The following is a 10,461-nucleotide window of genomic DNA, read 5'->3' as shown; positions in this document are numbered from 1 at the left end:
CCGCTCGCCGCGCGCGGGCGGGGGGGCGCGTGCCGCGCCGCCCCCCCCCCCCCCCCACCGCTGGGCTGCTGTGAGGTCAGACGACTCGCTGGGTCCGGTAGTAGTCGGCGACCTGCTCGTGGTAGCCGGCGTCGCCGACGTGCTTGTCCTTGTCGAACTCGGGGGACTCCCTGATCTGGTCCCTCGTGAGACCGACGTAGATCTTCTGCTCGGCCTGGTCGACCGTCTTCACGGTTCCGGCGGGCAGCAGGACGTGCTTGCCGAAGATCCACACACCGGTGTCGACGACGAGGTAGGAGGAGTTGACGTCGTCCGAGTGCTTGTCGACCTTGCCGATACCACCGTCGGTGGCCTCGACCTTGTATCCGATCAGGTCGGTGCCTGTGGTGTGGCCGGTGGTCGGCTGGTAACCCCAGATGCTGTCACTCATGGAGAACGACTCCCTCATCGAGATTGTTTGTTGCTTCCGCATTTGCGCCCGTATTTGCACTACGAACTCGTGCGGGCGTCATCGAATTCGGTAACGCCTGTTCGGATCTTCGGGAATCCGAATTCCTCGGCCGGCTGGCCGGAACGTGATGGGTGTCCGCCTACCAGCGGTACCAGCGGCCACGCTTGCCACCGCTTGCCGTGGGGCGGATCACGAAGCCGAGAACCCACACGACCAGCACGATGACGGCTATCCACCACAGGGCCTTGAGTGCGAAACCGGCTCCGAAGAGGATCAGGGCAAGCAGAAGAACAAGAAGAATAGGAATCATTGTTATCAACCTCCGGCCCTTCGTGTGCCCTGGGGGGCGATCTTCACTCCTGCGGATTTAATGTGTTTCTTGGGGTGGCCATAAGCTGCGGCTTCACTGGAGGTGGGCTTCCGCAACCCGCGCCGTTTCCAGGTGTCGGCAGCTCGGGGTTGTGGTCGTGCACGGTCCCCTCGGTGCTGTCCGGGTGCAGGTGCCGCCGCCGTGTCGCAGGGCGCCGGAGATCTTCGAGGAAGTCCGTGGCCGGTTGAGCGGGTGCTGGCGGCCCTTGCTCCTGTGTCGGTCACTGTTCGAGGCTGATTGCCTGTCTGTCGAACACGCGGAAATCTGTGTTTGTTGGAGTAGACATTGGGGTGTGGGTGTGATTATGGTTCTCTCGTAGCCCAGAGAGACAGCAGGGCCTGGCAGACACGAACTGCCGGGCGGAGCAGTACATGTGAGTGCAGTTGGCAGGACGGTGCGGTGGTGGAGTCGCGAAGCCAGGGCGGTTGCAGGACGGCGACGCGGCTGGCGACCGTACCGGGTGGCCCGTAGTGATCAGGGGCCGCCGTGAGCAGGACCGCAGTGGCAGTACCCCCGTTGTAGGCAGTTGATCCCAGAGGGAAGAACGGAGGAGCCGAGCGCCATCAGGATCGCCCGGGCCGGATTTTGAACCCGGGTACCGCAGGACATCGACAGTGAGGTGGTCTCCGGTCAAGCAACCGCGATCCCAGCAGGCCCGGCAGAATGCCGGTCGGGTCTGCGGAAGCAGAGGGCCGACGCCCTGTCAGGGTCGGCAGATGGTGTAGTAGTTCCTTCGGGGCCCTGGTGCGATGAGCACCAGGGCCCCTCCACGCGTTCCATGGAGAGGTGCAGATGACAGCAGACGACTCGTTCAGCCGTATCGATGACGACGACTATCCCGCCTACACGATGGGCCGGGCCGCCGAGCTGCTCGGCACCACGCAGGGCTTCCTGCGCGCCATCGGCGAAGCCCGCCTGATCACCCCGCTCCGCTCCGAGGGCGGTCACCGCCGCTACTCCCGCTACCAGTTGCGTATCGCGGCCCGGGCCCGGGAACTCGTCGACCACGGCACCTCTGTCGAGGCCGCCTGCCGCATCATCGTCCTCGAAGACCAGCTCGAAGAAGCCCAGCGCATCAACGCCGAATACCGCAAAGCCGCCGACGCGCAGCGCGCGGCGGACGCCTGACCCGTCGGCGCGGAAGCCGACGGCAGGATTCCCGGGGCGGCCTCACACAGCGGTCGGCAGAACGGCGGCCCGCCCCGCCCGGCGGTACGAGGCGCCGGGCTCCGGCGATGTCGTCGGCGGAGCCCTTTCACGTTCCGACCGGCCGTCCACGCGGCGGCCAACCCGCCGATCAGCAACTCGTGCGGCTTTCTCCACCTCCCTGACCGCTGGACCCGGAACTGCCGGTGCTCGTCAGCCTCGCCCCGCAGGTCCAGGAAGGGGACCGGTCGGCGTGCGCATCGCGGCCGGTGGACGAGTCAGAGGAAACGTCGTATCGGCAGGACGGCCGTCTCCATGACGCGCTGGAGCAGCGCGCGTCGCTTCCACCGGCCGGCACTGATGAGTTCGCTGTGCTCAAGGTCTTCCGTGAAGTGGCGGTCCAGCGTCGCGGTGAACGTGGGGTCCAGCACGGCGAGCATGACCTCTTCGTCGTGGTCGAGGGAGCGACGGTTGAAGTTCGTCGAGCCGATGAGTGCCGTGGCCCTGTCGACGGTGACGACCTTGGTGTGGAGCATGGTCGGCTGGTAGTGGTAGATCTTCACCCCGCAGGCGGTGAGCTCCTCGTAGTAGCGCCGGCCCGCGAGTTGGCAGACCCGCTTGTCGGTGTACGGGCCCGGCAGCAGGATCTCCACCTCGACCCCTCGGCGGGCCGCGGCGCACAGCAGCTCGATGAAGTACGCGTCGGGTGCGAAGTAGGCGGTGGCCAGCCGGAGCCTTTCCTCCGCCGTCTCGATCATCACGCGGAACAGGGTCTGCATGTCCTGCCAGCCGAAACTGGCCGAGCCCCGCACCACCTGCACCACGGCATCGCCCCGGGGGATGTGGTCGGTGAACCGGTCGCGGTCGTCGAAGAGTTCGTCGTGGCACTCGGCCCAGTTCTGGGCGAAGGCGGCGGCCAGCCCGTCCACGGCGGGTCCGCGCACCTGGACGTGGGTGTCGCGCCATTCCTCCGGGCTGCGCGCGTCGCCGCACCATTCCTCGGCGATGCCGACGCCGCCGGTGAAGGCGGTCTCCTCGTCGACGACAAGGACCTTGCGGTGGCAGCGATGATTCTGCTTCAACGGAGACAGGTACAGCGGCTTGCGGAACCAGGCCACCTGCACCCCGGCCCGCTCCATCGCCTCCAACCGGTCCTTCTCGATGAGCCGGCTCCCGAAGCCGTCCAGCAGCAGCCGTACGCGCACTCCTTCCCGCGCCCGCTCCGCGAGCGCGTCGGCGAACTGCCGGGCGATGTCCCCCTTCCAGTACACGAACGTCATCATGTCCACGGTGTGGCGGGCGGAACGGATCCGGCCCAGCATGGCGCCGAAGATCTCGTCCCCGTTGCGCAACGGGAACAGCGCGTTGCCTTCCGTGGCCGCGATCCCTATGAGCCGTTCCAGCCGGCGTCTGGTGCGCCGGGCCCGATCGGCGAGGACGCCACCGGCGTCCTCCGCGCCGCCGGCCTCATCGGACCCGACGGTTCCCGCCGTGTCGGCGGCTGCGACGGCTGCGTTCTGCGTGTTCGGCATGGCTGCACCTTTCCTGGACACCGAGCCGGGAGACAGAACCCGGATGCCCTCGTACTTCGCGGGCATCCGGAATGGCATGGCTACTGGATCGGCAACGGCACGCGGACAGGGACAGGCCCGCCGTGCGGCGAACAGCAAGACGGTCGCGGCGGCGGCCCGTGCGGGCTTCGTCGCCCGCGGGGTCATCTACGTACTGATCGGCGTCCTCTCCCTGCGGATCGCCTTCTTCGGCGGGGGTGAGCAGGCCGACCGGGGTGGCGCGATCGCCGAGATCGCCCAAAAGCCCTTCGGCACCGTGCTGTTGTGGCTGCTGGGGATCGCTCTGGCCGGGATGTCCCTGTGGCGGCTGTCCGAGGCCGCCTTCGGGCAGGCGGGCCCCGACGGCGACAAACCGGGCAAGAGGGCGATGGCGGCGGGCCGTTTCGTCTTCTACGGCTTTGTGTCGTACTCCGTGCTCTCCTACGCGGCCGGGGACAAGGGCAGCGGCAGCGGCAGTTCCGACAAGAACTCCCAGGACGTCACGGCGAAGGCGCTGGACTGGCCCGGCGGGCAGTGGATCGTCGGCATCGCCGGTGCCGCGGTGACCGCTGCCGGCCTGTGGATCGCCGTCCGGGCCCTGCTGCGCAAGTTCGAGAAGCACCTCAAGATGGCCGAGATGTCCCCGAAGACGCGTCAAGTCGTCACCTTCCTGGGCGTGTTCGGCGGCACGGCCCGCGGCATCGTCTTCGCCACCGCGGGAGGCTTCGCCATCAGCGCGGCCGTCCAGCACGAGCCGGGCAAGGCCAAGGGCATGGACGACACCCTGCGAACGTTCGCCGACACCCCGGCGGGCCCCTGGCTGCTGACGGCGATAGCGATCGGCCTCATCGCCTTCGGGGTCTTCTCCTGGGCCAACGCACGGTGGCGCAAGATCTGACGGACAACAGAACACGGCCCGCCGGGCGAGGGCGGCTGCGCCCTCTCCGGGTTCCCGGCCCGCCGGCGCCTGAGCCCGAACCGCCTCGTCCACGGCATCGGCCGGCCCGCAGCCGATCCGGGCGCCCCCGCCGAGGCACCCGCCCGTTTCAAGTCGGCCGACGCGAGCACGTCCTGGGCGTCGGTGGAAGAAGCCGCCCTCCCCGCCCTGCTGGTGTGGTTCCACCGTGGAGGCGTCTGACCGGGCTTTCCGCTGGCGGGTGGGCTGCCCGAGTCCTCCCTCCAGGGTGAGGTCACGGGGCTGAAGATCGCCTGGCCGCCGTGGCGTCCCTCTCGCGTCCGCCGGCAGTCGGCGGCGCCGATCCGGCCGAGGCGCGGGACCGGCTCGTCCTCGTGCTGTCGACAAGACGACGCTGGTCTCCAAGCTGGACCGACTTGAGCGGGAGGGGCTGATCGTCCGCACCTTCTCCGCACGTGATCGCCGGGTCCGCATCCCGGAGGCGACGGCCGGCGAGCATCCCGGCCGCCCAGCAGGCGTTCCTGAGCCTGGCCACGTCCACCTCGGCGGCGGTGACGGCGGCGGGAGCGCTGTGTAAACATCGTGGTACCCGTCTCCGGGGCCGACCGGGGGACGGGCCCCGGGACTATGCTTCTCGTGGACGTCCCAGACCCCGGCGGGCCACCACTGCTTGGCCACTTGGCCACGTGCCTGCGGAGAGCGGAGCATTCGTCCCCTCGCCGCGCGCATCCCCGAGGGAACCGGCTGGGTCCCACGCCCGGAACATCGGCTGCCGGACCGGTCATTCACCTGCCCGCACGACAGTACGACCGTCCCGGTTTCCCGGCGCGGTCTCGTGAACCGAGGCACCCCGCCATGCGCGTCCCACCCGTCCTGAACGTCCACCGGCACGACACCGACAACCAGGCGTTGATCACCCTGACCGGCGAGATCAACCTCAACTCCGCGCCCCTGGTGCACGCGTCACTGGAGCGCTGCCTCCACGACGGCATCCGCGCCATCGACGTCGACGTCACCGCCGTGACCTTCTGCGACCGCAACAGCCTCAACGGCTTCCTCTACGCCTTGATGCACACCGCCGCAGCGGGAGGAACCCTGCAACTGCACCACCCCAGCCCGGCGTTGGAACGCCTCGTCGCGCTCACCGGCTACGGTTCCCTGTTCCTCACCCTCCCGGATGCCCACGCCGGGTACCGGACGCCTCCGCAGCCCTTTCTCCTGCCCCCGGCCGCACAATGGCTCGCTCCGACCCTCCCCGCTCTCCCGGGCGGTGTGCTGTGACGGCCCCACCCGGGTCGAGCCGACCGCGGACGGGCGCAGGCCGTCCGCCGCTCGCCACGCGCACGACGCGCCTGAGTCTGCGGCGGCTCAACCGCTGGCAGGCCGAGGGACTGCGCGAGGACCTGGCAGACCTGTACGCGGAGTCCTGCGCCACAACGCCCGGTTGGGAGCACCGCCGCCGTAAGGACTTCCTGCGGCGTCTCACTCACGACACCTGGCGACCGGGGTTCACCATGCTGACCGCCCAGGCACCCGGCCTGGTGGGATACGCGTTCGGATTCCCCGTAGCGCGTGACGGCTCCTGGTGGAGCGGGTTCCGTGGACCACTTCCGCAGGACGTCGCCCAACTCACCACGTCCGGACGGGTCTTCGCCCTCAGCGGGACGGTGGTCCGTCCCTCCGAGCGTCACCACGGCCTGGCCGACCGGCTGCAGGAACATCTGCTCGCCGACCGCCGGGCCCTGCTCGGCGTAACCCTGGTGGACCGGACCCATCGTGCGGCCTGTGCCGGCTTCCGGTCCCGGGGATGGCACGACATCGGCCTGCTCTACAGGCCACCGGGCCCGACCGTGCTGCGGGCCCTGGTCCTTCCCCTCGGGGACCAGGGGTGAGGCACCCGCGTGGGGGATCACCGGATGAACGGCGGGCAGGCAGGCGTGAGTTGTGCCGACTGCCACCGGGTCCCGCCGTTCGGCCGACAACCTGGTCGTCGGCTTCGACCCGATGAACTTTCTGTGCCTGCCGGCCGGCCGCTGTGTCGGCATCCTCGGGGTGAGCGCCGCGTGGAGGGCTTCCGCACCGACACCCTTCGCGGAGTCGTCCCCATGAACGGTCATCTGCGTCCGGTTCGTAACCTCGCCACCGCCGGCTCATCGGACGGTTGGTGCGTCGCACCCCCGGTCTTCCGCGTAGAGCCGCCGCAGCGCATGCCGCAGCGCGCGCCGCATGAGCCGTGAGAGCGGTTCACCCTCCCAGGCGGCGACCACGGCGGCTGCCACCTCGGGGAGTTGGGCGTTGCACTGCCGCGCTACGTCCACCAGCAGGTTCCTGGCGGGCTCGCGGCGACAGGGGGCCAGGACCATCACCATGCCGCACGCCTGGTCGACGACCGTCCGGCCGGCCAGCACGCGACGGAGCTGATCGATCTCGGCACGCAGCGCCACGACATCCTGGCCCGCCGGCCCCTCCTCCACCGGGGCTTCGGCCCTCGTCGGATTCCACCAGTCCTTCGGACGGAAGGCTGTGCGGCGCATGGCGTCTGCCTCTCGACGGGTTCCGCGCGTCCGGTGTGGCGAAAGCCGTCCCGGAGCCTCTGGACGTCGGGCGGTTCATCGCTCACCCACGCCGTTCACGGTCCCTGCGGTCCTCGCGCCTCCAGCGGGCCCGGTGCCGGCGGCTGTAGCGGCGGTCCCAGCGGTCCTGCCGATCCCGGAGGTTCTCGTAATCCCGGTACTCCTCGAGATCGGAACCGTCACGACGGATCCAGCCGCCACCGCCGCGGCCGTGCCGGGTGGTGGCGAAGACCAGCACGGCCGCGGCAACCCACCACAGGGGGTGGAGGAAGCCGAGGCCGAACAGGACCACGATCAGGACGAGAAGCAGAACGAACACGGCGGGCCTCCCCGGGGCGGAACAACGCGACACTGCCGGGGGCCGGGGCCTGTCCCAACAGCGTAGCTCTGCCGAGAGGCTGCGGACAGCGACCCGTGTAACGGTCTGCCACCCGGAACGAATGGCCACTTGACGCCTGTCGCGGGAGCGCGGCGAGGGGCTAACGTGAGGGGTACGGCCCGAGCCCCCGGCAGCGTCGATCGCATCTCGCGTCCCTTCGGGGGCGTATCTCGCGCATCAGTGCCGGAACCCGTCCCGCCCCCACGGGCCGCTCCCGCACCGCCGTAGCCACCGGACCCCGGCGCGGCACCGATGCGTCCCGGGCGGGCACTCTTCCACTGCCCGCCGCCTGGCACGCACACCACCGCAGGCGGCACACATGTACGCCCTGATCCTTCCGGCCTCGACCCCCTTCGTCCTCCTCGCCACCGTGCTGGGCCTGTCCTGGTGGGAGGACCACATCCTGCCGGCACCAGAGCCGGTCGAGGCCCTCATCGAGGACCTGTTGGCCCCAGCGGCCCCCGCGGAACCCAGGAACTCGCCCGACCTGGAGGCCCGGCAATGATCCTGTGGATCCTTCTCTTTCTGCTGATCCTGGTGGTGTTCGGGTTCGGCTTCACCACGCAGGCCCTCTGGGAGGACAGTCATGAGCATCGGACAGACCATCAGGCACAAGACCCAGGCATTCAAGGGCCGGGTCACCGAACGCATCGGCCGCACCACCCGCAACAAGCGCCTGCAGCGGCACGGCAGGACCGACCAGATCTCAGGAAACCTGAAGCAGTTCGGCGACAGGGCCAAGAAGGCCTTCAGGCACTGACCGGCACGGCGCCGAGCCGGAGTTCGTGACCGTCCTCACGTACGCGGGCGGTCATCCGGCAGGTGAGGCCGCAGGTCAGGGAGACGAAGGTGTCGTGGATTTCGAGGCGTCGTTCCCATCGGGTGGCGTGCCCGCTACCGGTCGGCCGTGAGGAAGTCCTCCAGGATCTCGGCGAACCGTGCCGGCTGCTCCTCGGCCGGGTAGTGGCCGCAGTCGTCGAGGACGACCTCCGTGACGTCGTCGGCCGTCAGCTGCATCGTCCGGGCGGCGTTCTCGCCGCTCCACAGCGCGCCGCCGACGGCGAGGACCGGCAGCGTCAGCCGGGTCCTGCCGCGCTGCTCGTTCTGCGCGATCGTCTCGTCCAGCGCCCGGTAGTACGCGAAGCTCGCCCGCAGCGCGCGGGGATCCGCGGTGATCGCGTCGACGTAGACGTCGACGGCGTACCCGGGGATCGCGGTCGGCGTGGCCGCCTTCGTGGCGAACTGCCAGCCGAAGAAGAGCCGTTCGCGTCCCCGGACCAGTTCCTCGTTGAGGTCGGTGAGCCGGTTGAAGCCGAACTGCCAGAGCTTGAGGTTGGCTTCGGCCGGGCCGAAGAACGGCGGGGACGGCGTGAGACCGGGGATCAAGGCTTCGACGATGGCGAGGCGGCCCACCCGCTCGGGGTGATCGGCGGCGAGGGCGTAGCCGGTCCACGTGCCGATGTCGTGGCCGACCACGTCGAAGCGGTCGTGCCCGAGCGCGGCCATCAGCGCGACCAGATCGGCGGCGAGCGTGCCTGCGTCGTACCCGTCGTCGGGCTTGTCGGAGAGCCCGGCGCCGCGCGAGTCGACGGCGACGACGGTGTGCCGGCGGGCGAGCGCGGGCATCACCTCCCGCCAGGCGTACCAGGTCTGGGGCCACCCGCCGATCAGCAGCAGCGCCGGCCCTTCCCCACCGGTGACCGCGTGCAGCCGCAGTCCGTTCACCTCCACGAGCCGGCTGGTGAAGACGTCGAGGAATCCGTCGGGCAGTCGCAGCGAACTCAAGTTGGTCATGCCGGGGACCCTACCCATCTTTGAACGATCAGTACAAGATGTGTAGAGTGACGGACCATGGCAGGCCGCAAGCAGTTCGACGTGGACGAGGCGCTACGACGTGCGATGCACGTCTTCTGGCGCTGGGGTTATTCGGAGGCCTCGATCGATCGCCTCACCGAGGGCACGGGCCTGGGCCGGGGCTCGCTCTACGGCACCTTCGGCGACAAGAGCGCCCTCTTCCGCAAGAGCCTCCAGCGGTACGCCGGGACCTACCACCCGCAGTACGAACAGGCACTGTCCGGGCCGCACCCGAGCCCGAGCGCCGTAGTGGCCGCCTACCTGCAAGTCGCCCTGAACCGCATCGCCGACCCGACGGTCCCGGACGGCTGCCTGCTCACGGTGTCGGCAACGCAGCTCCCGGCCCTCGACGCGGAGGGGCAGGCGATGGTCCGCGCCATGATCGACGGTCTGCGGGCGCGGCTGGAGCAGGCGTTGCTCGCGGCGGGGGCCGGTGAACAGGAGGCCGCGGAGCTGGCGTTGTGCACGCTGGCGACGAACAAATCCCTGGCGGTGCTGAGCCGCGCCGGCTTCTCGGGCGCGGACCTGGCGACCGTCGCGGCGGCCGCCGCCAGGAATGCCGAGGCTGTGCCGAGTCGAACGGCCGGACCGTCGGGGCCGCGCGGGAATTAGTCGACCTGCTTCGGCATCAGGGCGACCACCGATCAGTGGCCGACGCCGGTCACTCGCCCCCGGGCGGCTGCCAGTCCGCCGGCGCCGGCAGCGTGCCCTGCGCGATGGTGTTCGCGTAGACGCTCTCCAGCGCCTGGCTGAGCGGCCCGACGAGCTCGCGCGGCAAGCCGTCGAAGAACAGGCGGCGCACGAGTTCCACGTGTCCCGCGGCCGCGGCCTCCAGCACCTTCCGGCCGTGCCGGGTCAGACTCACCTCGGTCACGCGCCGGTCGTTCGCGGACAGGCTGCAACTCACCAGTTCCCGCTGGGTCATCCGCCGCACGTGGTGCGAGACCCGGCTGCGCTCCCAGCCGATCTGCGCGGCCAGCACCGTGATCGGCATCGGGCCCCCGTCGGCGGTGCTGAGGGCCGTCAGGACGTCGTAGTCCGGCAGGGACAGATCGCTGTCGGACTGCAACTGGCGATTCATCTCGTACGTCAGCCGCAGCTGGAGCCGGATGTACGCCAGCCAGGCCCGTTGCTGTTCGCCGTCGAGCCACCCGCCCTCGGGCACCGGTGCGCCGCCGTTGGCATTGCGTGACATGTCACCTATGCTTTCTGTCCAGCACCA

General features: G+C 69.7%; 14 protein-coding genes. 7 read left to right on the top strand and 7 right to left on the bottom strand.

All coding sequences use genetic code 11. From position 1 onward, the window contains the following. Positions 1 to 76: 76 nt before the first annotated feature. Both ACFXC1_RS44705 and ACFXC1_RS44700 read right to left on the bottom strand, forming a co-directional pair. A complete protein-coding gene (locus tag ACFXC1_RS44705) occupies positions 77 to 430 on the bottom strand; it encodes a PRC-barrel domain containing protein (protein WP_381254469.1) in 354 nt (117 codons plus the stop codon). Between the two features lie 160 nt (positions 431 to 590). Then, positions 591 to 761 (bottom strand): hydrophobic protein, encoded by a 171-nt coding sequence (locus ACFXC1_RS44700; RefSeq protein ID WP_381254467.1) that lies wholly within the window; start codon positions 759 to 761, stop codon positions 591 to 593. 852 nt (positions 762 to 1,613) lie between these two features. On the opposite strand from ACFXC1_RS44700, the gene ACFXC1_RS44695 reads away from it, so the two are divergent. Further along, on the top strand, positions 1,614 to 1,949 hold the full coding sequence (locus ACFXC1_RS44695; RefSeq protein WP_381254464.1) for a MerR family transcriptional regulator: 336 nt from the start codon (positions 1,614 to 1,616) through the stop codon (positions 1,947 to 1,949). A 296-nt stretch (positions 1,950 to 2,245) separates the two neighbouring features. On the opposite strand, the gene ACFXC1_RS44690 is transcribed toward ACFXC1_RS44695, so the two are convergent. After that, complete coding sequence (locus ACFXC1_RS44690) at positions 2,246 to 3,499, bottom strand: phospholipase D-like domain-containing protein (protein WP_381254462.1); 1,254 nt, start codon at positions 3,497 to 3,499, stop codon at positions 2,246 to 2,248. A 76-nt stretch (positions 3,500 to 3,575) separates the two neighbouring features. Here ACFXC1_RS44690 and ACFXC1_RS44685 point away from each other — a divergent pair, with 76 nt between their 5' ends. The 3 genes from ACFXC1_RS44685 (at position 3,576) to ACFXC1_RS44675 (ending at position 6,325) form a co-directional block, all read left to right on the top strand. Next, positions 3,576 to 4,415, top strand: coding sequence for a DUF1206 domain-containing protein (locus ACFXC1_RS44685; RefSeq protein WP_381254459.1), 840 nt, complete (start codon positions 3,576 to 3,578; stop codon positions 4,413 to 4,415). 873 nt (positions 4,416 to 5,288) lie between these two features. Beyond that, on the top strand, positions 5,289 to 5,714 hold the full coding sequence (locus ACFXC1_RS44680; RefSeq protein WP_381254456.1) for an STAS domain-containing protein: 426 nt from the start codon (positions 5,289 to 5,291) through the stop codon (positions 5,712 to 5,714). Beyond that, on the top strand, positions 5,711 to 6,325 hold the full coding sequence (locus tag ACFXC1_RS44675) for a hypothetical protein (protein WP_381254454.1): 615 nt from the start codon (positions 5,711 to 5,713) through the stop codon (positions 6,323 to 6,325). Before ACFXC1_RS44680 ends, ACFXC1_RS44675 begins: the two co-directional genes overlap by 4 nt. Before the next feature lie 258 nt (positions 6,326 to 6,583). Here the strand turns inward: ACFXC1_RS44675 and ACFXC1_RS44670 are convergent, their stop codons facing one another. Together ACFXC1_RS44670 and ACFXC1_RS44665 are read right to left on the bottom strand one after the other, a co-directional pair. Further along, entirely contained in the window at positions 6,584 to 6,967 is a 384-nt protein-coding gene (locus ACFXC1_RS44670; RefSeq protein ID WP_381254452.1) for an ANTAR domain-containing protein, read from the bottom strand. Positions 6,968 to 7,049: 82 nt separating this feature from the next. Further along, positions 7,050 to 7,325, bottom strand: coding sequence for a hypothetical protein (locus tag ACFXC1_RS44665; protein ID WP_381254449.1), 276 nt, complete (start codon positions 7,323 to 7,325; stop codon positions 7,050 to 7,052). Positions 7,326 to 7,704: 379 nt separating this feature from the next. On the opposite strand from ACFXC1_RS44665, the gene ACFXC1_RS44660 reads away from it, so the two are divergent. Both ACFXC1_RS44660 and ACFXC1_RS44655 read left to right on the top strand, forming a co-directional pair. Then, on the top strand, positions 7,705 to 7,890 hold the full coding sequence (locus ACFXC1_RS44660) for a hypothetical protein (protein ID WP_381254446.1): 186 nt from the start codon (positions 7,705 to 7,707) through the stop codon (positions 7,888 to 7,890). 81 nt (positions 7,891 to 7,971) lie between these two features. Beyond that, complete coding sequence (locus tag ACFXC1_RS44655; protein WP_381254443.1) at positions 7,972 to 8,145, top strand: CsbD family protein; 174 nt, start codon at positions 7,972 to 7,974, stop codon at positions 8,143 to 8,145. A 134-nt stretch (positions 8,146 to 8,279) separates the two neighbouring features. Here ACFXC1_RS44655 and ACFXC1_RS44650 read toward each other — a convergent pair whose 3' ends face one another. Beyond that, positions 8,280 to 9,179 (bottom strand): alpha/beta fold hydrolase, encoded by a 900-nt coding sequence (locus ACFXC1_RS44650; RefSeq protein ID WP_381254440.1) that lies wholly within the window; start codon positions 9,177 to 9,179, stop codon positions 8,280 to 8,282. A gap of 57 nt (positions 9,180 to 9,236) precedes the next feature. Here ACFXC1_RS44650 and ACFXC1_RS44645 point away from each other — a divergent pair, with 57 nt between their 5' ends. Continuing rightward, complete coding sequence (locus ACFXC1_RS44645; protein WP_381254437.1) at positions 9,237 to 9,851, top strand: TetR/AcrR family transcriptional regulator; 615 nt, start codon at positions 9,237 to 9,239, stop codon at positions 9,849 to 9,851. A gap of 49 nt (positions 9,852 to 9,900) precedes the next feature. On the opposite strand, the gene ACFXC1_RS44640 is transcribed toward ACFXC1_RS44645, so the two are convergent. Beyond that, positions 9,901 to 10,434, bottom strand: a complete 534-nt coding sequence (locus tag ACFXC1_RS44640; protein WP_381254434.1) for a MarR family winged helix-turn-helix transcriptional regulator — start codon at positions 10,432 to 10,434, stop codon at positions 9,901 to 9,903. Positions 10,435 to 10,461: the final 27 nt, after the last annotated feature.

The sequence above is a fragment of the Streptomyces hokutonensis genome (assembly GCF_042751305.1).
Lineage (GTDB): Bacteria > Actinomycetota > Actinomycetes > Streptomycetales > Streptomycetaceae > Streptomyces > Streptomyces hokutonensis_A.
This window is presented reverse-complemented; position numbering and strand designations above follow the sequence as displayed.

What these genes read in the sequence shown, in the direction of transcription:
- ACFXC1_RS44705 (WP_381254469.1), bottom strand. Translation starts at nt 430, where the DNA reads ATGAGTGACAGCATCTGGGGTTACCAGCCGACCACCGGCCACACCACA.
- ACFXC1_RS44700 (WP_381254467.1), bottom strand. Translation starts at nt 761, where the DNA reads ATGATTCCTATTCTTCTTGTTCTTCTGCTTGCCCTGATCCTCTTCGGA.
- ACFXC1_RS44695 (WP_381254464.1), top strand. Translation starts at nt 1,614, where the DNA reads ATGACAGCAGACGACTCGTTCAGCCGTATCGATGACGACGACTATCCC.
- ACFXC1_RS44690 (WP_381254462.1), bottom strand. Translation starts at nt 3,499, where the DNA reads ATGCCGAACACGCAGAACGCAGCCGTCGCAGCCGCCGACACGGCGGGA.
- ACFXC1_RS44685 (WP_381254459.1), top strand. Translation starts at nt 3,576, where the DNA reads ATGGCTACTGGATCGGCAACGGCACGCGGACAGGGACAGGCCCGCCGT.
- ACFXC1_RS44680 (WP_381254456.1), top strand. Translation starts at nt 5,289, where the DNA reads ATGCGCGTCCCACCCGTCCTGAACGTCCACCGGCACGACACCGACAAC.
- ACFXC1_RS44670 (WP_381254452.1), bottom strand. Translation starts at nt 6,967, where the DNA reads ATGCGCCGCACAGCCTTCCGTCCGAAGGACTGGTGGAATCCGACGAGG.
- ACFXC1_RS44660 (WP_381254446.1), top strand. Translation starts at nt 7,705, where the DNA reads ATGTACGCCCTGATCCTTCCGGCCTCGACCCCCTTCGTCCTCCTCGCC.
- ACFXC1_RS44655 (WP_381254443.1), top strand. Translation starts at nt 7,972, where the DNA reads ATGAGCATCGGACAGACCATCAGGCACAAGACCCAGGCATTCAAGGGC.
- ACFXC1_RS44650 (WP_381254440.1), bottom strand. Translation starts at nt 9,179, where the DNA reads ATGACCAACTTGAGTTCGCTGCGACTGCCCGACGGATTCCTCGACGTC.
- ACFXC1_RS44645 (WP_381254437.1), top strand. Translation starts at nt 9,237, where the DNA reads ATGGCAGGCCGCAAGCAGTTCGACGTGGACGAGGCGCTACGACGTGCG.
- ACFXC1_RS44640 (WP_381254434.1), bottom strand. Translation starts at nt 10,434, where the DNA reads ATGTCACGCAATGCCAACGGCGGCGCACCGGTGCCCGAGGGCGGGTGG.